We start from the raw sequence: 24,504 nt of genomic DNA, 5'->3' as shown, positions 1-24,504 counted from the left end.
CTCATACGATGACCGATCCGATCTCTTCGCCCTCCCGCCGCGCCATGCTCACCGCCGCCCTCGTCGGGGGGACCGCCGCCGCCGCCACGCTGGCCGGAGCCTCCGCCGCGCAGGCCGGCCCGGCGCTGCAGTCCGGAGGCAGGAAAGAGTTCAGCCTCACGGTGCTCGGCACTACCGACCTGCACAACAACGTCTTCAACTGGGACTACTTCAAGGACACCGCCTACGCGGACGCGGCCGGCAACAAGATCGGCATCGCCCAGGCATCCACCCTGATCAAGGCCATGCGGGAGGAACGGGGCGCCGACAGTACCATCACCATCGACGCCGGCGACACCATTCAGGGCACGCCCCTGGCTTACTACTTCGCCAAGATCCGCCCCATCTCCGAGTCCGTCAAACATCCCATGGCCCTGGCCATGAACGCCGTGGGCTATGACGCGGTGGGGCTAGGCAACCACGAATTCAACTACGGCATACCGCTCCTTCGCATCTGGGAAAAGCAGCTGGACTTCCCGCTTCTCGGCGCCAACGTCCACAACGCCGTGACGGGTGAGCGGGCCTTCACGCCGTATGTCCTCAAGCGCGTGAAGACGGACAACGGCTGGCTGACAGTGGGCCTGGTCGGCTTCGTGACTCCCGGTTGCGCCCTGTGGGACCGCGACAACGTCCAGGGAAAACTGGACTTCAACGGAATCGTCGAGGAAGCCAGGATTGTCATCCCGCAAATGAAGGCCGCCGGAGCCGACGTCGTGATCGTCTCCAGCCATTCGGGCGCGACGCCGGGGTCCTCCTACGGGGATGCGCTCCCGTACCCGGAAAACGCCTCCTCCTTGCTGGCCGCGGAAGTTCCGGGGATCGACGCCATCCTGGTGGGCCACGCCCACGTGGAGATCCCGGAACGTTTTATCGAGAACACCGCCACCGGGAAGCAGGTCCTGCTGACCGAGCCCTTGAAGTGGGGCATGCGGGTCGCGGTCATGGACCTGCACCTCACCAAGGAGAAGGGGCATTGGAGCGTCACTTCGGCGTCTTCCCACCTGCTGGACGCCAAGACCGCTGAGCCGGATCCCGCCGTCGTCCGCGCCGTCCAGGCCGGGCACGACGCCACGGTGTCCTACGTGAACGAGGTGATCGGGACTTCCACGGCCCCGCTCAGCACTGCCACCGCCTGCTGGGAGGATTCGGCGGCTATCGACGCCATCAATTATGTCCAGGCGAGCACCATCAAGGCCGAACTGGCCAATGGTCCTGCGGCGGGGCTGCCGGTGCTGTCCATTGCCGCGGCGTTCTCCCGGGCCGTTGACGTCAAAGCCGGGCCGCTGACCATCCGGGATGTCGCGGGGCTGTACATTTTCGACAACACACTGCTGTCCATCAAGGTCACGGGCGCGCAAGTGAAGGCCTACCTCGAATGGTCGGCGCAGTACTTCAAACCGGTCGGTTCTGCTACGGCCCGCGCGGCCGACGTGACCAACGCCGTCACTACGATGGCGCCGAACGGCACCCCGGACTACAACTACGACGTCGTCTACGGCCTTGATGCGCCGCTGACCTATGACATCGACCTGGCCCGTCCTGTGGGCGAGCGCATCGTCGGACTCAGCTACGGGGGAGAGGCGCTGCCCGCGGACGAGGAATTTGCGATGGCCATCAACAACTACCGCCAGAGCGGCGGCGGCAACTTCCCGGCGGTCAAAACCGCTCCGGTGCTGTCCAACAGCCAGCAGGAGATCCGGCAGCGCATCATTGACTACGTGGTGGACAACGGAACCCTTGATGCGGCCCTGTTCAGCCGGAATGACTGGCGGCTGGTGGTCAACGGCCAGCCCCTGTCGGTCACACCCTAGGCGGATCCAGCCCGGCGTTCCCTACCGCGTTCCTTTCCGGACGGCGCCGGGAAAGCCGGGCTGGCGGCGTTCCCTACCGCGTTCCTTTCCGGACGGCGCCGGGAAAGCCGGGCTGGCGGCGTTCCCTACCGCGTTCCTTTCCGGACGGCGCCGGGAAGGCGGCGCGGGCTGGCGGCGCCGGGAACTAGACGGCGTCGCTGATGTCCGCGACCACGGCGTCCAGCGCGGTGGTCAGGGCATCGGCATCGACGAACGCACTGTAGCCGTGCTGCCCGGCCCCCATGGAAATCCGCCGGCCGGTGATGGCCGCGTCCGCGTAGACCGGCCACGGAGTGGTGCTGCCCAGGGGAGTGATGGTTCCGCGCTCGTAGCCGGTGGCCTCCAGTGCGACGTCGGCCGGCGGCAGCGAGAGCTTGTTGACGCCCAGCAGGCTGCGGAGTTTCGGCCAGGAGATCTGGCGGTCACCCGGCACCAGGGCGAACAGGAAGCTGCCGTCCTTGTGCTTGACCACGAGGGACTTCACGATGTCCGACGGCTGGATGCCCAGGATCCGGGCGGCCTCTTCGAGGCTGTTCGCAGCGAGCCGCTCCACGAGTTGGACTTCCAGCCCGCGGGCGGCAGCATCGGCAAGGAACCGCTCCCTGCCGGTGCCGCCGCTGCCGGTGCCGCCGGTGCCGCTTGCCCCGTCGCTTGCGTTGTCAGTAGCGCCAGCGGTGTCAGCCACTGCCGTCAGTCCCGGTAGAGGAGGAGGGCTTCGCCCTGGCCGCCACCGCCGCACAGGGAAACAGCCGCTCTACCGGTGCCGCGGCGTTTCAGTTCGTGAGCGGCATGTCCGGCCAGCCGGGCGCCCGACGCTCCGATCGGGTGCCCCAGGGCGATGGCCCCGCCATGGATGTTGCACTTGTCCAGCGGGTACTTGAGGTCCTTCAGCGACTGGACGGCAACCGAACCGAAGGCCTCGTTGATCTCGATGAAGTCGAGGTCCCCGGTGGTCCAACCGGCACGGTCAAGGGCGTTCTTGATCGCATTCGAGGGCTGCGAGTGCAGCGAATTGTCCGGGCCTGCCACCTGGCCCGGCTTGCCCACCACTGCGAGGTAGTCCAGGCCGTTGTCTTCCGCGAATTTCCGGGTGGCCAACACCAGGGCGGCGGCGCCGTCGGACAGGGGAGAGGAGTTGCCTGCCGTGATGGTGCCGTCGCTGACAAATGCGGCCCGAAGCCCGGCCAGCGACTCGACTGTCGTGTTCGGGCGGACACCCTCGTCGGCGTCCACCACTACGGGGTCTCCCTTGCGCTGCTTGACGCTGATCGGGGCGATCTCGTCGTCGAAAAGGCCGTTCTTCGCAGCCAGGGCGGCTCGCTGGTGCGACTGCGCGGCCACGTGGTCTTGCGATGCCCGGTCGATTCCGAGGACCAGGTTCTTGCTTTCCGTGGACAGCCCCATGGACTGTCCGTCGAAGGCGTCCGTCAGTCCGTCGTGCGCAGCCACATCGAGCGCCTGGATGGTCCCGTAGGTCCAGCCCTGCCGCGATCCCGGCAGGATGTGCGGTGCCCGGCTCATGGATTCCTGCCCGCCGGCGACGACGACGGCGGCATCACCGCCGCGGATCATGCGCGCGGCGTCAATCACTGCGGTGAGTCCGGAAAGGCACACCTTGTTGATGGTGACAGTGGGGACGTTCCAGCCGATGCCGGCTCCGATGGCGCTCTGCCGCGCCGGGTTCTGGCCGGCTCCTGCCTGCAACACCTGTCCCATGATGACCGCGTCCACCTTGTCAGCCCCGATGCCGCTCGCGGCCAGGGCCGCCTTGATGGCGTGCGCCCCGAGTTCCACCGCCGTGAAGCTGGCCAACTGGCCATTGAGGCGGCCCTGCGGCGTGCGGGCCGCAGCGAGGATGACAACATCATTGTTGTCTGCGGAGTTGCTCATGGTTTTCTCTTCCGATCTGTGACGATGTAGGCCAAGGCTATCGTGAGCCGAATCACCTATCCATTCAAACGCATCCGGGGCAGGGTCCATTCCGTTCCACCCTTCATTCCTCCGTAGCGATGAGCGCCCTGAGTGACCGCAGGGGAGAACTGCCCATGCGCCGGATATGCGAGTGCTCGCGGCGTTGCGTAGGGTGGAGGGAGTCACCGCAACGTCATAGCAACGGAAAAACCGGGAGCAGCATCTTGAAGAACGTCCTTGCCGCGGCAGCCATGCTAAGCCTCGCCGGGCTCACGGCCTGTTCCGTATCAACCCCTGCGCCCGACGGCACCTCGACCTCAGCCGCAGCGACGTCCGCGACATCTGCACCGTCGCCGTCCTCCAGCGCAGCGGTTCCCCGGTCGGGTGGCGCGAAAGAGGCGTGCGAGGAGTTCAATTCGCTGTTCGCGGAGTACAGGACGGCCGAACGTACGTCCGACGCCTATGAAGCGATCTATTCCAAGGCATGGAAAGCCAAGGACGCCTACACGGGAAACCTCAGGGGACTGTTTTCGTCGCTGAGCGCCCTCACCATCAGCCACTCGGCCGTTGTCGAGAAGGGCGGCCAGCCGGACCAGGCCGCAAAGGATGCTGTGCGTGACGCGGTGTTCGCCAACGCAAACGAGTGCTCCGCGGCGGGTGTCACGCTGACGCTGTAGCGCCAACTAGGTGCCCCTGGCAACAGTGCTTGCAATAACCGGGGAAGTGGGGTAGACACGTGCGCCGTTTTGCCGTATCGTAGATATTTGCGTCTTCCCTGTTTACCTTCAGCCTTCATATAGCGGTGGGCTTTGCCTAGCAGCTGATCCATCAACGTGCCGTCAAAGACGTGTCACGCCATGGGCAGCTTGGGTCCCGGGTCATATAGCGGAACCGGACTGGTAGCGCTGCGGAGTCATTCTGCAGGGCTTGCAACGGGGGAGATCTGAAAACGCCTGAAGGTCTGTGGAAGGATCCCTCTTGGTCGCCTCGAGCACCTCTAATGTAAACAACGCTACCGCTATCAATGCCGACAGCACCGATGGTGCCACTCGCCGGCTCTCATTCGCAAAGATTCACGAACCTCTTGACGTTCCGAATCTGCTTGCCCTGCAAACGGACAGCTTTGACTGGCTGGTCGGAAACGAACGCTGGCAGGCACGCGTTGCGAAGGCCGTCGAAGAAGGCGACCTCAGCGTCGCCACTAGCTCCGGTCTGTCTGACATCTTCGAAGAGATCTCCCCGATCGAGGATTTCCAGGGCACCATGTCCCTGAGCTTCTCCGATCCGGAGTTCGCTGATCCCAAATACACCATGGCCGAGTGCAAGGACCGGGACGCTACGTACTCCGCTCCGCTGTACGTTAAAGCCGAATTCATGAACAACAACACGGGCGAAATCAAGCAGCAGACCGTGTTCATGGGTGACTTCCCGCTGATGACCGAGAAGGGCACCTTCGTCGTCAACGGCACCGAGCGCGTCGTTGTCTCCCAGCTGGTCCGTTCCCCGGGCGCCTACTTCGAGCGCACCGCCGACAAGACCAGCGACAAGGATATCTTCACTGCGAAGATCATCCCGTCCCGCGGTGCCTGGTTCGAGCTCGAGATCGACAAGCGCGACCAGGTCGGCGTCCGCCTTGACCGCAAGCGCAAGCAGTCCGTCACGGTGCTACTGAAGGCCCTCGGCTGGACCGAAGGCCAGATCCTCGAAGAGTTCGGCCAGTACGACTCCATGCGCGCAACGCTGGAGAAGGACGCCACCGAAACCCGCGAAGACGCCTTGCTGGACATCTACCGGAAGCTGCGACCGGGCGAGCCGCCCACCGTCGAGGCTGCCCAGTCCCTGCTGGACAACCTGTACTTCAACTCCAAGCGCTACGATCTGGCCAAGGTCGGCCGTTACAAGATCAACCGCAAGCTTGGCATCGACCGCTCCCTTGGCGACAAGGAAGCTTCGGTCCTTCACGTTGAAGACATCGTTGCCATGATCAAGTTCCTGGTTGCGCTGCACGCCGGCGAGAAGACGCTCATGGGCAAGCGCGACGGCCAGGACCACGAGCTGCGCGTTGAGATCGATGACATCGACCACTTCGGCAACCGCCGCATCCGCGCCGTCGGCGAGCTCATCGAGAACCAGGTCCGCACCGGCCTGTCCCGTATGGAGCGTGTCGTCCGCGAGCGTATGACCACGCAGGACGTCGAAGCCATCACGCCGCAGACGCTGATCAACATCCGCCCGGTTGTGGCAGCCATCAAGGAGTTCTTCGGAACCTCCCAGCTGTCCCAGTTCATGGACCAGAACAACCCGCTGTCGGGTCTGACCCACAAGCGCCGTCTGTCCGCGCTTGGCCCGGGTGGTCTGTCCCGTGACCGTGCAGGCATGGAAGTCCGAGACGTTCACCCGTCCCACTACGGACGTATGTGCCCCATCGAAACCCCTGAAGGCCCGAACATTGGTCTGATCGGTTCGCTGGCATCCTACGGCCGCATCAACCCCTTCGGTTTCATCGAGACGCCTTACCGCCTCGTGTCCGAGGGCGTCGTTTCCGACGAGGTCCAGTACCTGACGGCCGACGACGAAGCAGAGGTCCTGATCGCCCAGGCCAACGCTCCGCTGGACGAGAACAAGAAGTTCGCCGAAGAGACCGTCCTGGTCCGCGCCCGTGGTGGTGGAGGCGAGCCCGTGCTGGTTCCCGCCGCCGACGTCGAATTCATGGACGTTTCCCCGCGCCAGATGGTGTCCGTGGCTACGGCCCTGATCCCGTTCCTCGAGCATGACGATGCTAACCGCGCACTCATGGGTGCCAACATGCAGCGCCAGGCCGTGCCGCTGGTCCGTTCCGAGGCACCGTTCGTCGGTACCGGCATGGAGCGCGCCGCTGCAGTCGACGCCGGTGACGTTGTCATCGCCAAGAAGGCCGGTGTGGTCACCGAGGTGTCCGCCGAGCTCGTCATCATGCTCAACGACGACGGCACGGAAACCAACTACCGCATCAACAAGTTCGCGCGTTCCAACCAGGGCAACTGCTACAACCACCGTGTCCTGGTGAGCGAAGGCCAGCGCCTGGAGGTCGGCGGCATCATCGCTGACGGCCCGGCAACGGACCAGGGCGAACTTGCCCTCGGTAAGAACCTGCTCGTGGCATTCATGTCATGGGAAGGCCACAACTTCGAGGACGCCATCATCCTCTCGCAGCGCATTGTTGCCGAGGACGTTCTTTCCTCCATCCACATCGAGGAGCACGAGATCGATGCCCGCGACACCAAGCTTGGTGCCGAGGAAATCACCCGTGACATCCCCAACGTGTCCGAGGAAGTCCTGGCAGGCCTTGACGAGCGCGGCATCATCCACATCGGTGCCGAGGTCGAAGCCGGCGACATCCTGGTCGGAAAGGTCACCCCTAAGGGTGAAACCGAACTGACCCCGGAAGAGCGCCTGCTGCGCGCCATCTTCGGTGAGAAGTCCCGCGAAGTGCGCGACACGTCCCTGAAGGTTCCGCACGGCGAGTCCGGCACCGTCATCGGGGTCCGCGTCTTCGACCGCGACAACGACGACGAACTGCCCCCGGGCGTCAACCAGCTGGTCCGCGTGTACGTGGCCGCCAAGCGCAAGATCACCGACGGCGACAAGCTCGCGGGCCGTCACGGCAACAAGGGTGTCATCTCCAAGATCCTTCCGATCGAGGACATGCCATTCCTTGCCGACGGCACCCCCGTTGATATCGTCCTGAACCCGCTGGGTGTTCCGGGCCGTATGAACGTCGGCCAGGTGCTCGAAACGCACCTCGGCTGGGTTGCCAAGACCGGTTGGAAGATCGAAGGCGAGCCCGAGTGGGTCAAGCAGCTGCCGAACCTGCCGCGCGAGAGTGGCCAGACCACCGTTGCAACGCCGGTCTTCGACGGTGCTCGTGAAGAAGAAATCACGGGCCTGCTCGACTCCACCAACGTGACCCGCGACGGCGACCGCCTGATCAACTCTTCGGGCAAGACCCGCCTGTTCGACGGCCGCTCAGGCGAGCCGTTCCCGGATCCGATCTCGGTCGGCTACATGTACATCCTGAAGCTCCACCACCTGGTGGACGACAAGATCCACGCGCGCTCCACCGGCCCGTACTCCATGATCACGCAGCAGCCGCTGGGTGGTAAGGCTCAGTTCGGTGGCCAGCGCTTCGGTGAAATGGAAGTGTGGGCGCTCGAAGCTTACGGCGCCGCTTACACGCTCCAGGAACTCCTCACGATCAAGTCGGATGACATCCATGGTCGTGTGAAGGTCTACGAAGCCATCGTCAAGGGCGAGAACATCCCGGAGCCGGGCGTTCCTGAGTCCTTCAAGGTCTTGATCAAGGAAATGCAGTCGCTGTGCCTGAACGTGGAAGTGCTTTCCACGGACGGAACCACAATTGAAATGCGTGACTCTGATGACGCAGTCTTCACGGCTGCGGAAGAACTGGGCATCGATCTGTCTCGTGCAGAGCCCAGTTCCGTAGAAGAGGTCTAAGAGGGGGTTTACCGGGAAAAGCAGCGCACCACCCGCGCTGTCTTTTCCCGGTAAACCACCTCCCTCTTCCCGTAACCCAAGACTTCAGAATTTAGAGAACAAGAGAGAACAGGGACCATATGTCCAGCGAATCCTCCTTCGGCCTCATGCAGATCGGCCTCGCCACCGCGGAAGACATCCGTGGGTGGTCTTACGGCGAGGTTAAGAAGCCGGAAACCATCAACTACCGCACGCTCAAGCCCGAGAAGGACGGCCTCTTCTGCGAGAAGATCTTCGGCCCGTCCCGCGACTGGGAATGCTACTGCGGCAAGTACAAGCGCGTGCGCTTCAAGGGCATCATCTGCGAGCGGTGTGGCGTTGAGGTCACCCGTGCCAAGGTCCGCCGTGAGCGCATGGGCCACATCGAACTGGCTGCGCCCGTAACGCACATCTGGTACTTCAAGGGTGTTCCGTCCCGCCTGGGCTACCTCCTTGACCTGGCACCGAAGGACCTTGAGAAGGTCATCTACTTCGCTGCCTACATGATCACGAGCGTCGACACCGACAGCCGCCACGAGGAACTGCCCAACCTGCAGGTTGAGCACGACATCGAGAAGAAGCAGCTGGTTGACAACCGCGACTCCGACATCGCCACGATCGCCCGCGACCTTGAGAACGAGCTTGCCCGTCTCGAAGGCGAAGGCGCCAAGGCTGCCGACAAGAAGAAGGCCCGCGACTCCGCGGACCGTCAGATGGCCAATGTGCGTAAGCGTGCCGACGCCGACATCGAGCGCCTCGAGCAGGTCTGGGACCGCTTCAAGAACCTTAAGGTCGCAGACCTCGAAGGCGATGAAGGCCTGTACCGCGAACTGCGTGACCGCTACGGCATGTACTTCGAAGGCTCCATGGGTGCCGAAGCCATCAAGAAGCGTCTTGAGAACTTCGACATGCAGGCCGAGTCGGACCTCCTGCGCGACATCATTGCCAACGGCAAGGGCCAGCGCAAGACCCGCGCCCTGAAGCGCCTGAAGGTGGTCAACGCGTTCCTGACCACCAACAACAGCCCGCTCGGCATGGTGCTGGACGCCGTCCCGGTGATCCCGCCGGAACTGCGCCCGATGGTCCAGTTGGACGGTGGCCGCTTCGCGACCTCCGACCTCAACGACCTCTACCGTCGTGTGATCAACCGCAACAACCGACTCAAGCGCCTGCTTGACCTCGGTGCTCCGGAGATCATCGTCAACAACGAGAAGCGCATGCTTCAGGAAGCCGTTGACAGCCTCTTCGACAACGGCCGCCGCGGCCGTCCGGTCACCGGACCGGGCAACCGTCCGCTGAAGTCCCTGAGTGACATGCTCAAGGGCAAGCAGGGCCGCTTCCGCCAGAACCTCCTGGGTAAGCGCGTTGACTACTCCGGCCGTTCGGTCATCGTTGTCGGCCCGCAGCTGAAGCTGCACCAGTGCGGCCTGCCCAAGCAGATGGCGCTGGAGCTCTTCAAGCCGTTCGTGATGAAGCGCCTGGTTGACCTCAACCACGCCCAGAACATCAAGTCGGCCAAGCGCATGGTTGAGCGTTACCGTCCGCAGGTCTGGGACGTTCTCGAAGAGATCATCACCGAGCACCCTGTGCTGCTGAACCGTGCACCTACCCTGCACCGCCTCGGCATCCAGGCGTTCGAGCCCCAGCTTGTTGAAGGTAAGGCAATCCAGCTTCACCCGCTGGTGTGTGGTGCCTTCAACGCTGACTTCGACGGCGACCAGATGGCAGTCCACCTGCCGCTGAGCCCCGAAGCCCAGGCAGAAGCACGCATTCTGATGCTGTCCTCGAACAACATCCTGAAGCCGTCTGACGGCCGCCCGGTGACCCTTCCTTCGCAGGATATGATCATCGGTCTCTACCACCTGACCACCAAGCGTGTCGGTTCAGCTGGCGAAGGCCGGATCTTCTCCTCCGTTTCGGAAGCCATCATGGCGTTCGACCTGCACGAGCTGCACCTGAACTCCCAGGTCAAGATCCGCCTTGAGGGCTTTGTCCCTTACGCCGGCTGGGAAGCTCCGGAAGGCTGGGAGCCGGGTCAGACCGCGCTCGTCCAGACCTCCCTGGGCCAGGTCATCTTCAACCAGACCCTTCCCGAGGACTACCCGTGGGTTGAGGCTGTTGCCGACAAGGGTGAACTGTCCCGCATCGTCAACGACCTTGCCGAGCGCTACCCGAAGGTTGTCACCGCGGCAACGCTGGACAACCTGAAGGATGCCGGTTTCTACTGGGCCACCCGCTCAGGCGTCACCGTCGCCATCTCCGACATCGAGGTTCCGGTTGAAAAGCCGGTCATCCTTGCCGGTTACGAAGAGCGCGCTGCCAAGATCCAGGGCCAGTACGACAAGGGCCTGATCGACGACGACGAGCGTCGCCAGGAACTGATCGAGATCTGGAACAAGGCAACCAACGAGATTGCCCAGGTCATGCGGGACAGCCTGTCGCCGATGAACACCATCAACCGCATGGTGTCCTCCGGTGCACGTGGTAACTGGATGCAGGTCCGTCAGATCGCGGGTATCCGTGGCCTGGTGGCCAACCCTAAGGGTGAGATCATCCCGCGTCCGATCAAGTCCTCCTACCGTGAGGGCCTGTCGGTGCTGGAATACTTCATCGCCACGCACGGTGCCCGTAAGGGTCTGGCTGACACCGCCCTGCGTACCGCCAACTCGGGTTACCTGACCCGTCGTCTGGTGGACGTCTCGCAGGACGTCATCGTCCGTGAAGAGGACTGCGGCACCGAACGCGGCCTCGTCACCCCGATTGCCGTGGCTGACGCCAACGGCGAGCTGGTCCTGGACGAGAACGTTGAGAACAGCGCGTACGCCCGTACCCTGGCCGTGGATGTCGTTGACTCCAAGGGCAAGGTCCTGGCTGCCGGCGGCACCGACTGCGGCGACGTCGTCATTGCCGAACTGTTCGCAGCCGGCATCACCGAGGTCAAGGTCCGCTCCGTTCTCACCTGTGAGTCCAGCGTCGGCACCTGCGCCCTGTGCTACGGCCGTTCGCTGGCCACCGGCAAGACCGTGGACATTGGTGAGGCTGTGGGCATCATCGCCGCACAGTCCATCGGTGAGCCCGGTACGCAGCTGACCATGCGTACGTTCCACACCGGTGGTGCTGTTTCCGCCAGCGGTGGCGACGACATCACCCAGGGTCTGCCCCGTATCCAGGAGCTTTTCGAAGCCCGTACTCCGAAGGGTGTCGCACCGATTGCGGAAGCAGCCGGCCGCATCACCATCGAAGAGTCCGAGCGCCAGATGCGCCTGGTCATCACTCCGGATGACGGCAGCGAAGAGATCGCCTACCCGGTCCTGCGCCGCTCACGCCTCCTGATTGAAGACGGCCAGCACGTTGCGGTGGGCCAGAAGCTCATCAACGGTCCGGTCGACCCCAAGCAGGTCCTTCGCATCATGGGTCCCCGTGCTGCACAGAAGTTCCTGGTGGACGAGGTCCAGGGCGTGTACCGCAGCCAGGGCATCGGTATCCACGACAAGCACGTCGAGGTTATCGTTCGCCAGATGCTGCGCCGCGTCACGGTTATCGAATCCGGTGAATCCGACCTGCTCCCCGGTGAGCTGGCCGAGCGCAGCCGCTTCGAAGACGCCAACCGCCGCGTTGTGTCCGAGGGCAAGACTCCGGCTTCCGGACGTCCCGAGCTCATGGGTATCACCAAGGCATCCCTGGCGACCGAGTCCTGGCTGTCGGCAGCTTCCTTCCAGGAGACCACCCGCGTCCTGACGCAGGCGGCCATGGAAGGCAAGAGCGACCCGCTGCTCGGCCTCAAGGAAAACGTCATCATCGGTAAGCTCATCCCCGCCGGCACGGGCCTCCCGCGCTACACGGAGGTCACGGTGGAGCCGACTGAAGAAGCAAAGGCCAACCTGTTCACAGGTCCCAGCGCATTCAGCGACTTCTCGTACGACACCCTGGGCGGCGACGGAGCTCCTGAGTTCCACGCCATCCCTCTGGATGACTACGACCTCGGCAGCGACTTCCGCTAACCGTTAGCTCGGCGTCGGGCCCCGTCACCACTCCGCTTGAACAGCGGAGGGGCGGCGGGGCCTTTCCGTTGCCTCGATTAAGCCTTGGCGGCCGTCCATGTTAGACTGGATACCAATTGTTATTGTGGCAGTGGATGAGTGCGCCGGCTGAGCTGAAAGGCAAAGCCAGAGCGACGTTTCCGGTTTGCAGGGTTCTTGTGCAACGTATGCCACATTTTTGCATGCCTAGGGACCGATGCAGACGTAAGTCGCGGTCCGGGTGTGCGATCCGACTATTAAGGCTTCGCCTCAGCTGCTCTGGAGATTCTTCAAAGCTCGGGCGGCGGGGCAAAGCAAAAGGAGAGCGGCTGTCAGCGGCCGCTCCGGATAAAACGGAGAACACGAGAGTGCCTACGATTAACCAGTTGGTCCGTAAGGGCCGCACGCCTAAGGTCTCAAAGACCAAGGCTCCCGCGCTTAAGGGCAGCCCGATGCGCCGCGGTGTTTGCACCCGCGTCTACACCACCACCCCGAAGAAGCCGAACTCGGCTCTGCGTAAGGTTGCACGTGTGCGCCTTAACGGTGGCGTTGAGGTTACCGCTTACATCCCCGGTGTAGGCCACAACCTCCAGGAGCACTCCATTGTGCTCGTCCGTGGCGGTCGTGTGAAGGACCTCCCGGGTGTCCGTTACAAGATCGTCCGTGGCGCCCTCGATACCCAGGGTGTGAAGAACCGTAAGCAGGCCCGCAGCCGCTACGGCGCAAAGATGGAGAAGAAGTAATATGCCTCGCAAGGGTCCGGCCCCCAAGCGGCCGCTAGTACTAGATCCCGTTTACGGCTCCCCGCTGGTCACCCAGCTGATCAACAAGGTGCTGGTAGACGGCAAGAAGTCCACCGCTGAGCGCATCGTTTACGGTGCCCTCGAAGGCGCCCGCGCCAAGTCCGGCGGCGACCCCGTAGCAGCACTCAAGAAGGCCATGGACAACGTCAAGCCTTCCCTTGAGGTCCGCTCACGCCGCGTTGGTGGCGCAACCTACCAGGTTCCGGTTGAGGTCAAGCCGGGCCGCTCCACGGCCCTCGCCCTCCGCTGGCTGGTTGGTTACTCCAAGGCCCGCCGCGAAAAGACGATGACCGAGCGCCTCCAGAACGAAATCCTGGATGCCTCGAACGGTCTCGGTGCCGCTGTGAAGCGTCGCGAAGACACCCACAAGATGGCCGAGTCCAACAAGGCCTTCGCACACTACCGCTGGTAATACTTCCCGGACGCCGCCGGCTCTCACGAGCCGGCGGCGAACGTGTAGTCCATCCGAAAGGGAGACACCGTGGCACAGGACGTGCTTACCGACCTTAGTAAGGTCCGCAATATCGGCATCATGGCCCACATTGATGCCGGCAAGACCACCACCACCGAGCGCATTCTGTTCTACACAGGTGTGAACCACAAGATCGGCGAAACGCACGACGGCGCTTCGACCACCGACTGGATGGAACAGGAAAAGGAACGCGGCATCACCATCACGTCTGCCGCCGTGACCTGCTTCTGGGAAAACAACCAGATCAACATCATCGACACCCCCGGCCACGTGGACTTCACGGTTGAGGTTGAGCGGTCCCTGCGCGTCCTCGACGGTGCAGTTGCCGTGTTCGACGGCAAGGAAGGCGTGGAGCCGCAGTCCGAGACTGTCTGGCGCCAGGCTGACAAGTACAACGTTCCGCGTATCTGCTTCGTCAACAAGATGGACAAGCTCGGCGCTGACTTCTACTTCACCGTCGACACCATCATCAGCCGCCTCGGTGCCAAGCCGCTCGTCATGCAGCTGCCGATCGGTGCCGAGAACGACTTCATCGGCGTCGTCGACCTGCTCTACATGCGCGCACTGGTATGGCCTGGCGATGCCAAGGGTGACGTCACCATGGGTGCCAAGTACGAGATCCGCGAGATCCCGGCTGACCTCCAGGAGAAGGCTGACGAGTACCGCGCAACGCTCATTGAGACCGTTGCCGAGTCCTCCGAAGAACTCATGGAGAAGTACCTTGAGGGCGAAGAGATCTCCATCGACGAGCTCAAGGCCGGCATCCGCAAGATGACGATCAACTCCGAGATCTATCCGGTCTTCTGTGGTTCCGCGTTCAAGAACCGTGGCGTTCAGCCGATGCTGGATGCTGTTGTTGACTACCTGCCGAACCCGCTCGACGTCCCCCCGATGATCGGTCACGATCCTCGCGACGAAGAGAAGGAACTGACTCGTAAGCCGTCTTCCGAAGAGCCGTTCTCCGCACTGGCATTCAAGATCGCCGCGCACCCGTTCTTCGGTCAGCTGACCTTCATCCGCGTGTACTCCGGTCACGTGGAGGCAGGCGCCCAGGTGGTTAACTCCACCAAGGGCAAGAAGGAACGCATCGGCAAGCTGTTCCAGATGCACGCCAACAAGGAAATGCCTGTTGAGGGCGCTACCGCCGGCCACATCTACGCAGCCATCGGTCTGAAGGACACCACCACGGGTGACACCCTGTGCGACTCCGCCAACCAGATCGTCCTCGAGTCCATGAGCTTCCCGGAGCCCGTGATCTCGGTTGCCATCGAACCGAACACCAAGGGTGACCAGGAGAAGCTGTCCACGGCTATCCAGAAGCTCTCCGCTGAGGACCCGACCTTCCAGGTCTCCCTCAACGAAGACACCGGTCAGACCATCATCGCCGGCATGGGCGAGCTCCACCTGGACATCCTGGTGGACCGCATGCGCCGCGAATTCAAGGTCGAGGCAAACGTCGGCAAGCCGCAGGTTGCCTACCGCGAAACCATCAAGCGCGCTGTAGAGCGTCACGACTACACGCACAAGAAGCAGACCGGTGGTTCCGGCCAGTTCGCAAAGATCCAGATCGCGATCGAGCCGCTGGACACCTCAGGTGGCGAGCTGTACGAGTTCGAGAACAAGGTCACCGGTGGCCGCGTTCCGCGCGAGTACATCCCGTCGGTCGACGCCGGTATCCAGGATGCGCTTAACGACGGCGTCCTGGCCGGTTACCCGGTTGTTGGCATCAAGGCAACGCTGATTGACGGCGCCTACCACGATGTTGACTCCTCGGAAATGGCGTTCAAGATCGCCGGCCGTATGGCTTTCAAGGAAGCCGCACGCAAGGCGAACCCTGTTCTGCTCGAACCGCTGATGGATGTTGAGGTCCGCACCCCTGAGGAATACATGGGTGAAGTTATCGGTGACCTCAACTCCCGCCGTGGCCAGATGCAGTCCATGGAGGATGCCCAGGGCGTCAAGGTCATCCGCGCGCACGTTCCGCTGTCCGGCATGTTCGGCTACATCGGCGACCTGCGTTCGAAGACCCAGGGCCGCGCTGTGTACTCCATGACGTTCAACAGCTACGCCGAGGTCCCGAAGGCTGTCGCCGACGAGATCATCCAGAAGACCCGCGGCGAGTAGTCTTTCCGACTTTCGAAGCGACAAACTCGGGTGCGTTTCCGATTTCGGAAACTAGCCCGGTGCAGGTGGCCGGCTCCAGGCCTGCCGCAGTCCGGTCAAGCCGGGTTTCGGCCATCTGCACGAACAGGCTCGAGGGACTAGCATTAGTTCCTGAATCTGCAATTTCACCAATCCAAAGCCCCCCAAGTAGACTTACTGAAGTTTCGGCCGCGACAAGCGCAGCCGGAGGGTAAGTCATTTGAAAACGTTCTAGGAGGAACCTGTGGCAAAGGCAAAGTTCGAGCGGACTAAGCCGCACGTCAACATCGGCACCATTGGTCACGTTGACCACGGTAAGACGACGCTGACGGCCGCCATTTCCAAGGTGCTGTACGACAAGTACCCGACTCTCAACGAGAAGCGTGACTTCGCGTCGATTGACTCTGCTCCCGAAGAGCGTCAGCGCGGCATTACCATCAACATCTCCCACGTTGAGTACCAGACCGAGAAGCGCCACTACGCACACGTAGACGCTCCGGGTCACGCTGACTACATCAAGAACATGATCACCGGTGCTGCCCAGATGGACGGTGCAATCCTCGTGGTTGCCGCCACTGACGGCCCGATGGCCCAGACCCGCGAGCACGTTCTGCTCGCCCGCCAGGTTGGTGTTCCCTACCTGCTGGTGGCACTGAACAAGGCTGACATGGTCGACGACGAGGAACTCCTCGACCTCGTTGAAATGGAAGTTCGTGAGCTCCTGAGCTCGCAGGGCTTCGACGGTGACGAAGCACCGGTCGTTCGCGTTTCGGGCCTGAAGGCCCTGGAAGGCGACCCGGAGTGGGTCAAGTCCGTTGAGGACCTGATGGCTGCCGTCGACGAGTCCGTTCCGGACCCCGTACGTGACCGCGACAAGCCGTTCCTGATGCCGATCGAAGACGTCTTCACGATCACCGGTCGTGGCACCGTTGTTACGGGCCGCGCCGAGCGTGGAACCCTTGCCATCAACTCCGAGGTCGAGATCGTCGGCATCCGTCCGGTCCAGAAGACCACGGTTACCGGTATCGAGATGTTCCACAAGCAGCTCGACGAAGCATGGGCCGGCGAGAACTGTGGTCTGCTGCTCCGCGGTCTCAAGCGCGATGACGTAGAGCGTGGCCAGGTTGTCGTCAAGCCGGGTTCCATCACCCCGCACACCGACTTCGAGGCTAACGTCTACATCCTCTCCAAGGACGAAGGCGGACGTCACAACCCGTTCTACTCCAACTACCGCCCGCAGTTCTACTTCCGCACCACGGACGTAACCGGCGTTATCACCCTGCCGGAAGGCACGGAAATGGTTATGCCTGGCGACAACACTGAGATGACCGTTGCGCTCATCCAGCCCATCGCTATGGAAGAGGGCCTCGGCTTCGCTATCCGCGAAGGCGGCCGCACCGTTGGTTCGGGACGTGTCACCAAGATCATCAAGTAGTACTTGACGATTAGGGATCAGGAAGCCGTCTGACGGCCATCTGATACTTATCAACAGCCCCGCTGCGTTTCTACGCAGCGGGGCTGTTTTTTGCTACGGTTAGTCCAATCGCTGGATAAACTCGACTCCTGAGCGGCGATGACACCGAAAGGAATACCCCGATGTGGCCTGCTTTCATGACATTTCTGGTCATCGTTGCTGCCGTCCTGTTGGTCTCTTCCAGGCGCTCCATCCGCCAGTTGCGGGCCGCGAACGGCGAAGCCTACCGGAGCGGTTTCATGGCCGGGCACGTCCAAGGATGGAACGACTGCGCGGCGGCCGCATCAGCGCAGCGGTCTCCGGCCTCGGCGTTCCCGGCGACTGCTGAAAGTCTCCCGGGGACCGCTTGGGCCGGTCGCGGGCCAGTGCCGGAAACGCATGATCCCGGCGCTGCCGATCCGTCCGCATGGCCACTAATTCCAGCTGTCGAGCCGTCGCTGCGCCAGCCGTCCGTGGCTGCGGTGACCGCCACGGGGGCTCCCGTCTCGGAGGACCCCGGTCCGGGCGATGCTGAGCTCGTGGTGGAGTCGCCGGCGGTAGTCCTGGCCCGCAAGGAGAGGCGCGAACGGCAGAACATCAATGTCACGCTCTATGTCGCGAGCCTGTTGCTCGTGGCAGCGGGTGCGCTCTTCGTCGGGACTAGCCTGCCGGCCGTGCTGCGATTTGCCGGCGTCTGCCTCATCACCGCACTGTTCTATGGCGCCGGATTGACGGTGCACGCCAAGGCCCCTCGGCTCCGGCCAGCCGCCGTAGCGTTTGCCGGTACGGGGCTGGCACTCGTACCCGTGGCAGGCCTCGCGATGTACAACTTCACCGTTCAGGATGCGCCGCTGGCATGGTTCCTTACGTCAATGGTTGGAACGCTGGCATATGTTGTTGCCGCCCTACGGCTCGACAGCCGCGTACTCGTCTACCTCTCGCTCACCTTCGTGGTCTCCACGGCGTGGTCCGGGGTGTCCGTGCTGGGTGCTCCGCTCGTTTGGTACTTTGCCGCCATGATTGGCTTCGCTGCGGCCACAACGCTGCTGTCGCAGGTGAAGCCCGGCTGGGTTCCGCCCCTGTTCCTGCGTCCCCTCATGCAGCTTGACCCGTTCGTGGTCCCTGCCGTGGCCCTTGCGGCAGTGGTTCTGCCCTTGCATTTGGGGCGCGACGAATTTGCCCTGATCATGGCGCTCTGTGGAGCGTATTTCGGCGTGGCTGCATGGGTAGCCGCTGCCGGCCACCGACTCCTGAAGGTATACGGTGCGCGCGTCGCCCTCACCGTCGCTGCTTCCGCCTGGGCCTGGCATCTGACCGGCAGTTTCGTCTGGGCCCTGTTCACGGGGGCATCCCTGCTGGCCCTGCAGTCGGTGGCCGTGACCGCCGCGGCGGAGACCCTGCAGCAACGGTGCCCGGCACGGCGGGGCGGACAGCCCTGGAGGGCTGATTCATGCGCCACACTAGGGGTCCATCTGGTGCTGACTTTGATCATGCTCGTGCAGGTTTCCGATGACGGGCACGATCTGCTGCTGCTATGGGCGGTTCTTGCCGGCACCGCGGCGGGCATGTACATCGCGGTCAAAGCCGGGACGGCCGCCGAGTGGGCCCCGCCGGCAGCCCTGGCCACCGGCATCATCTCAGGCTCGCAGCTGGGGCCCTGGCTCGTCTTCAACCTGCTCGCGGGTGCCACACTCTATTGGGCACTTCGCGCGGTGCCTCCCCGCACAGGGATGCGCCAGTACTTCGTCACTGCCGCCCGGGTAACCGGTACTTCGGCCGTTCCTGCCTTCACGGCGGCGGTGATGGAGGGGAGCGACGGAGCGCCTGCGGCGGCCATCTTCGCACTGTCGCTCGCTCTTGTGCTCCAGCAGTTGGCATCGGCCGTGGCGGACCGGGCGGGCGCTGCTGCCATGGTGCCTGTGCCGACCCTGGCGGGATTTACAGTCGCCGGCGCTCTTTGCCTTGCCGCGTTGCCGATCACGAATTCCACGGCAGGCAACCTGCTTTCGGCAATAGCCGTCGTAGTCCAGTTACTGGCCTCGCTGGGAGTGGGTGCGGTCTTGTTTCCGAGAACCGCTGCGGGTGCGCCTTGGCGGCTGGCGGTATCCGAGGGGTTGCCGCTGGCAGTGTCGCTCACGGCCTTCATGACGGCCTACACCGGCGTCTCGCCGGCCCTGGCCAACGGTCTTCTCCTGCTGATGGTCCTTTACCTGGGATCGATGGCGAAGCGCTCCGCTGCGATCAGCCAGCGGTGGGCCTACTGGTGGATGGCACGGGGAGCAGCAACCTTGCTCCTGGTGACGGCCTACAGCAACCTTCAGGAGCAGTCCGGACCGCTGATAGTCGCAGGAGAGGACATCTCGCTGGCCACGGTCCTGATCGTTGCCCTCGGGGTCCAGCTCGCGTTCCCGCTCGTTGCCGCAGTCCGCGACCGGGCCCCGGACGCGGTGGTAGCCGACGTCGCACTGGTCCTGGTGCTGCAAACCGCCACGCTGGCGCTGGGCCTGATCTTGCCATCCGCAGGCGCTGGCGGGGCGGGGGACTGGCAGCCTACCGTGACCATCACCGTGATGGCACTCAGCGCGGCGGCTTCCGGCTACGTATTCCGGGACCTGACCGCGGCCGCAGCCTTCGCCCCCTCCATGCTGGCCGTCCTGCTCGCCTTCAGCGGCGGACGCCTCGCCGACATCGAGCTCCTGCTCGGTATTTTCGCTGTCTTCAGTGCCGTGATGGTTGCCGCGGTGGAACCGCGGCACGCCAAGGGCACGTACTTTGCTTCGGCACGCGTACTCACAGCGGCGTTGGCGGTCGTCTTCAGCTACGACGCCACGGCGTCCGGTACAGCCGTGTCACTGACCTTCGCCGGCGTGCTGGCCTTGCAGCACGTGGTCCGCTGGTTCATGAGGCACCGGCTGGCGCAGGTGCCGTTCCAGGATGCGGCGGTGTGGCTGACCTTGGGGGCGCAGGCGCTCCTGCCGGCTTTGTACGTCAGCCAGGCTGCCGGGGAGTCCGCCGTCTCCACTGTCGACGGCGGCCGGGGCGTTGTCCTGGTGGAACTGCTCCTGCTGCTGCTCGGTGCGGTAGCGGCCCACCGGTTCTTCGCGGCACGTGGTGCGCTTTTCCTGTCCCTGTATGCAGGCGTGTTCGGCGTTCTCGCCGCGGGACCGTCTTTGCAGTTCGGAGCCGGAACATTCCTCGAAGCGCCACTTCTCAGCCAGGCCGGCGTTCCGCTGGCGCTGCTTGCCATGTCCCTTGCGTTCAACGGAGCCGGAATCCTCCGACGTCGGCGCCGCGAGCGGCAGCATGTGGACGCGGTGGACCACTGGTTCTGGCTGGCCGGGGCGGCTGTTCCGGCCATCGTGTCCCTACTGGCCGCCGCCCCGGCCGAAGACTGGATCACCGGCGCCTCACTCCTGGTCCTGGCCGTCACCGGGTTCACTGCCTCGCACGTGGAACGCGTGCCGCTGCTGTACCCGCCCGCCGCGGCACTTGTCCTGGCCGGCGCCACACGTATTGCCGAAACGCTGTTTCGCGGCACCGAAGGGCCCTGGGGGGCATACCTGCCGTGGCTGGCGGGCTGCGGGCTGGCCGCCGTGGTCCTTTACGGGGCCGGCTTTGCGTTCAGTTCGCAGGACGGAGTGCGCCGGCGGACGTTGGCCTGCGCGGGAGCGCTGGGTCTGGCGGCGCCCGCCGTTGCCGGATTGGTGCACGACGCAACCTCGCCGGTGGCTGCCCTGCTGGTGGCTGCAACAGCGGCTGTGATCGTACGGGAAGTTCCGGCAGGGAGGCGGCGGCTGGCTGCCGAAATTGCTTCGTTCGTGGTGACGCTTGCAGTCCAGCGAGCAGTGCTTGTCGCGGATGGCCACCTCCAGGCCCCGTTCTGGGCGGCGCAGTGGTACGTCCTGCTGGCGGCGGTTCTGGCTGCGCTTCGCTACACCGCCGGATTCAGGACGGCCGGGCGCATCCTGTTGGCCTCCGGGGCCTCACTGCTCGGGCTCAGCGGTGTGGGCATTCTCTTTGGCGGATCCGGCGGCCAGCAACTGTGGGTCCTGGCACTGCATGCGGCGCTGCTGTTGTCCGGACTGCTCATCGGCGAGCGGATGTTCGTCTGGTGGGGCGCGGCCGGAGTGTCCTTGTGCCTGATGTGGGCCCTTCGGTCCTACACGTTCGCGCTGCTGGCGCTGATCGCCGTCGGCCTCATTGCCTTTGCCCTGTGGAAGCTGGGGCGTTCCAAGCCTGCGCCGGCTGAGGCGGGGCCGTTGCCCGAACGGCGGTCGGCATCCGGCGGGCGGCAGGACGGTTCCTGCTGATGCCTTGGTAAGGTTGCTGACAACGAAAGGACAGCAACATGGGCTGGTTTATTTTCTTCCTGGTGGCCGCTGTGGTCGTCGTGGGCGTCTTCTGGGCGAAGAAGCACTTCCGCAAGGAGATCGAACGCGCCAAGCGCATCAACCGCGCCAACAAGAACCAGTAGGTCCGGGCTCAGGCTCTCCGGGCCCTGCTCAGCGCCTGGAGCCAATAGAAGGATTCCTTGGGCGTGCGCTTGAGCGTGTCGAAGTCCACGTGGATCAGCCCGAACCGCTGCGAATACCCCGCGGCCCACTCGAAGTTGTCCAGCAGCGTCCACACGTAGTAGCCGAGGAGCTTCACGTCCTCGGCCAGGCCGCCGGGCGACGTCGCTGCCAGCGCATGGCCCAGGTGGCTGGCCAGGTACTCGATTCTGTTGGAGTCGGCAATCGGACCGGTCACATGCTCCGGCTCCGGGAAGCTCGCTCCGCTCTCGGTGATGTACAGCGGCGGCAAAGCATCCCCGTAGCGGTCCTTCATTTCGCGGAGCAGGATGCCGATGTGATTAGGGGCCACAGGCCAGCCGAAGCCGGTGGTCTCGTACTCCGGATAGCCCACTTCGTGGAATGGCAACTGGGCCAGCGCTGCGGAATTGTTTGCCGGTATGCTGACAGGCCCGCGGCCCATGGCTACTTTAACGGGGTAGTAGTAATTGAGCCCGTAGAAGTCCAGGGGCTGGTGGATGGTCCGGAGGTCGGCGTCGGAGATTTTGCCCATGGAACGGAACCACGGCCGGACCACCAGCGGCAGCTTCGGGTAGCGGCCCAGCAGAACGGGGTCCGCGTAGACGCGGTTCATCAGGATGTCGAAAATTCGCGCCACCATCCTGTCGCCAGGCTTGCCGGTGGCCGGCCGGACAGGGGAGTGCAGGTTGGTGACGCCGACTGCCCCGGTGACGCCCGCGGCCCGCAAGGCCTGGACGGCGAGTCCGTGCCCAAGCAGTTGATGGTGAATTGACGGCAGGGCGTTGAAGAGGAGACTGTGGCCCGGCGCATGCACGCCCAGCGCATATCCGTTCAGTGTCACCGATACCGGCTCGTTCAGCGTGACCCATTGCGCCACGCGGTCCCCGAACCGTTCACCGGCAACTGCGCTGTATTCGGCGAAGCGTTCGGCGGTGGAGCGGTTCAGCCAGCCGCCGCCGTGTTCGAGCGGCAGGGGAGTATCCCAGTGGTACAGCGTGGCCATCGGCGAGATGCCGGCGTCGAGCAACTGGTCGATCAGCCGGTCGTAGAAGTCCAGGCCCTGGCTGTTGAAGGAGCCGCGGCCGTCGGGCTGGATCCGGGGCCAGGAGATGGAGAACCGGTAGGAGTCGATGCCCAGTTCCCGCATCAGGGCCACGTCTTCGCCGGAGCGGTTGTAATGGTCGCAGGCGACGGCAGGGGAGTGGCCGTCCATGATGCTGCCAGGTTTCTCGGCGAAGGCGTCCCACCCGGAAGGGCCGCGCCCGTCAGCCTTGAGGGATCCTTCAATCTGGAACGCGGCGGCGGCCACACCCAGGACGAATTCCGGGTCCAGCCGCTCGGCCAGCCTCTGCAACGCCGCAGAGTTCTGCACAGTCATGCCCCTATCATCCATTCGACAGTTGCTGAAGGCAATGACCGGGTTTCCCCAGGTATAGAAGAGCCCCGGCATACCTTGATTCGCATCTGCCCGCAAAATCCGGCATACTAGATGAGTTGTTCAAGCGCTCCTTCGCGTCCCGACCCGGATAATGCCGGGTGTCAGGGTCCAAGTAGGAGACCAAACATAACCCACTCCCCATGGAACTGCGGACGAGTACGCGTGCACAGCGCGACACGCCCGACCGCGGGGGTCGGTTACGCCGGCAGGTTGAGGAACCCGGATTCTTCCGGATTCAGCTTGTGCGGCGGGTGGTAGTTACGACTTCAAATGCTTCGGCAGCCGCACAACACGTAAGTGAACAGGGCAGCCCCAATCAGGGGAAGCACAGACTGAAAGAGAGTCAGGCGACATGGCGGGACAAAAAATCCGCATCCGGCTGAAGTCATACGACCACGAGGTCATTGACGTTTCAGCACGGAAGATCGTTGAGACGGTCACGCGCGCAGGCGCAACGGTAGTCGGCCCCGTGCCGCTGCCGACGGAGAAGAACGTGTACTGCGTTATCCGCTCTCCGCACAAGTACAAGGACAGCCGCGAGCACTTTGAAATGCGCACGCACAAGCGTCTGATCGACATCATCGACCCCACGCCGAAGGCTGTTGACTCGCTTATGCGTCTCGACCTGCCGGCTGACGTGAACATCGAAATCAAGCTGTAGGGAGGTGCTGAGAGACTATGACCGCAACCCGTAACGTAAAGGGCCTGCTGGGCACGAAGCTCGGCATGACCCAGGTCTGGGACGAGAACAACAAGCTCATCCCCGTCACTGTTGTCCAGGCTGACTCAAACGTCATCACCCAGCTGCGCAATGCAGACGTTGATGGCTACGTCGCCGTTCAGATCGGCTACGGCCAGATCGATCCCCGCAAGGTCACCAAGCCGCTGGCTGGTCACTTTGAAAAGGCAGGCGTCACGCCTCGCCGCCACGTTGTCGAACTCCGTACCGCGGATGCTGCTGAGTACGAGCTGGGCCAGGAGCTCTCTGTTGAGGTCTTCGAAGCCGGCCAGAAGATCGACGTCGTCGGCACCACCAAGGGTAAGGGCTTCGCCGGTGTTATGAAGCGTCACGGCTTCCACGGCGTTGGTGCTTCCCACGGTGCACACAAGAACCACCGTAAGCCCGGTTCAATCGGTGGCGCATCCACCCCGAGCCGCGTCTTCAAGGGCATGAAAATGGCCGGCCGCATGGGCGCCGTTCGTCACACCACGCTGAACCTCACGGTTCACGCAGTTGACGTCGAGAAGTCGCTGCTCCTCATCAAGGGCGCCGTTCCCGGCGCCCGCGGCCAGGTCGTCCTCGTACGCACCGCCGTGAAGGGAGCCTAGTTCA

Annotated in this window: 15 protein-coding genes; 12 read left to right on the top strand and 3 right to left on the bottom strand. The window is 63.6% G+C overall.

Features of this window, described 5'->3' with window-relative positions:
• Positions 1–8 precede the first annotated feature (8 nt).
• On the top strand, positions 9–1,850 hold the full coding sequence (locus tag AC1MDG_RS15330; protein WP_479804888.1) for a bifunctional metallophosphatase/5'-nucleotidase: 1,842 nt from the start codon (positions 9–11) through the stop codon (positions 1,848–1,850).
• 184 nt (positions 1,851–2,034) lie between these two features.
• Here AC1MDG_RS15330 and AC1MDG_RS15325 read toward each other — a convergent pair whose 3' ends face one another.
• Positions 2,035–2,457 (bottom strand): aminoacyl-tRNA deacylase, encoded by a 423-nt coding sequence (locus tag AC1MDG_RS15325; RefSeq protein ID WP_479809114.1) that lies wholly within the window; start codon positions 2,455–2,457, stop codon positions 2,035–2,037.
• Positions 2,458–2,579: 122 nt separating this feature from the next.
• Positions 2,580–3,779: an acetyl-CoA C-acetyltransferase gene (locus AC1MDG_RS15320; protein WP_479804886.1), complete on the bottom strand. Its 1,200-nt coding sequence runs from the start codon at positions 3,777–3,779 to the stop codon at positions 2,580–2,582.
• A 245-nt stretch (positions 3,780–4,024) separates the two neighbouring features.
• Between AC1MDG_RS15320 and AC1MDG_RS15315 the strand changes: the two genes are divergently transcribed.
• The 9 genes from AC1MDG_RS15315 to AC1MDG_RS15275 all read left to right on the top strand — a co-directional run bounded on the left by AC1MDG_RS15315 (position 4,025) and on the right by AC1MDG_RS15275 (position 21,675).
• Positions 4,025–4,477, top strand: coding sequence for a hypothetical protein (locus AC1MDG_RS15315; protein ID WP_479804884.1), 453 nt, complete (start codon positions 4,025–4,027; stop codon positions 4,475–4,477).
• Between the two features lie 301 nt (positions 4,478–4,778).
• Positions 4,779–8,294, top strand: coding sequence for a DNA-directed RNA polymerase subunit beta (gene rpoB, locus AC1MDG_RS15310; protein ID WP_043483037.1), 3,516 nt, complete (start codon positions 4,779–4,781; stop codon positions 8,292–8,294).
• A gap of 119 nt (positions 8,295–8,413) precedes the next feature.
• Positions 8,414–12,313: a DNA-directed RNA polymerase subunit beta' gene (locus tag AC1MDG_RS15305; RefSeq protein WP_043483032.1), complete on the top strand. Its 3,900-nt coding sequence runs from the start codon at positions 8,414–8,416 to the stop codon at positions 12,311–12,313.
• A gap of 386 nt (positions 12,314–12,699) precedes the next feature.
• Complete coding sequence (gene rpsL / locus AC1MDG_RS15300; RefSeq protein ID WP_009358312.1) at positions 12,700–13,074, top strand: 30S ribosomal protein S12; 375 nt, start codon at positions 12,700–12,702, stop codon at positions 13,072–13,074.
• A 1-nt stretch (position 13,075) separates the two neighbouring features.
• Positions 13,076–13,546, top strand: coding sequence for a 30S ribosomal protein S7 (gene rpsG, locus AC1MDG_RS15295; protein ID WP_026531948.1), 471 nt, complete (start codon positions 13,076–13,078; stop codon positions 13,544–13,546).
• Between the two features lie 69 nt (positions 13,547–13,615).
• Positions 13,616–15,730, top strand: coding sequence for an elongation factor G (fusA, locus tag AC1MDG_RS15290; RefSeq protein ID WP_043483030.1), 2,115 nt, complete (start codon positions 13,616–13,618; stop codon positions 15,728–15,730).
• 262 nt (positions 15,731–15,992) lie between these two features.
• On the top strand, positions 15,993–17,183 hold the full coding sequence (tuf, locus tag AC1MDG_RS15285) for an elongation factor Tu (protein WP_003803827.1): 1,191 nt from the start codon (positions 15,993–15,995) through the stop codon (positions 17,181–17,183).
• Between the two features lie 176 nt (positions 17,184–17,359).
• Positions 17,360–21,511: a hypothetical protein gene (locus AC1MDG_RS15280; RefSeq protein WP_479804881.1), complete on the top strand. Its 4,152-nt coding sequence runs from the start codon at positions 17,360–17,362 to the stop codon at positions 21,509–21,511.
• Positions 21,512–21,549: 38 nt separating this feature from the next.
• On the top strand, positions 21,550–21,675 hold the full coding sequence (locus AC1MDG_RS15275; RefSeq protein ID WP_479804879.1) for a hypothetical protein: 126 nt from the start codon (positions 21,550–21,552) through the stop codon (positions 21,673–21,675).
• An 8-nt stretch (positions 21,676–21,683) separates the two neighbouring features.
• On the opposite strand, the gene AC1MDG_RS15270 is transcribed toward AC1MDG_RS15275, so the two are convergent.
• A complete protein-coding gene (locus tag AC1MDG_RS15270) occupies positions 21,684–23,111 on the bottom strand; it encodes a GH1 family beta-glucosidase (protein ID WP_479804877.1) in 1,428 nt (475 codons plus the stop codon).
• A 412-nt stretch (positions 23,112–23,523) separates the two neighbouring features.
• On the opposite strand from AC1MDG_RS15270, the gene rpsJ reads away from it, so the two are divergent.
• Together rpsJ and rplC are read left to right on the top strand one after the other, a co-directional pair.
• Positions 23,524–23,832, top strand: a complete 309-nt coding sequence (gene rpsJ / locus AC1MDG_RS15265) for a 30S ribosomal protein S10 (protein ID WP_003803825.1) — start codon at positions 23,524–23,526, stop codon at positions 23,830–23,832.
• Between the two features lie 17 nt (positions 23,833–23,849).
• Positions 23,850–24,500, top strand: coding sequence for a 50S ribosomal protein L3 (rplC, locus tag AC1MDG_RS15260; RefSeq protein WP_011692809.1), 651 nt, complete (start codon positions 23,850–23,852; stop codon positions 24,498–24,500).
• Positions 24,501–24,504 lie beyond the last annotated feature (4 nt).

The sequence above is a fragment of the Arthrobacter sp. AIWTK1 genome, from assembly GCF_056680535.1.
Note: the sequence above shows the minus strand (reverse complement) of the source record. Positions and strands in the feature narration are given on the sequence as shown.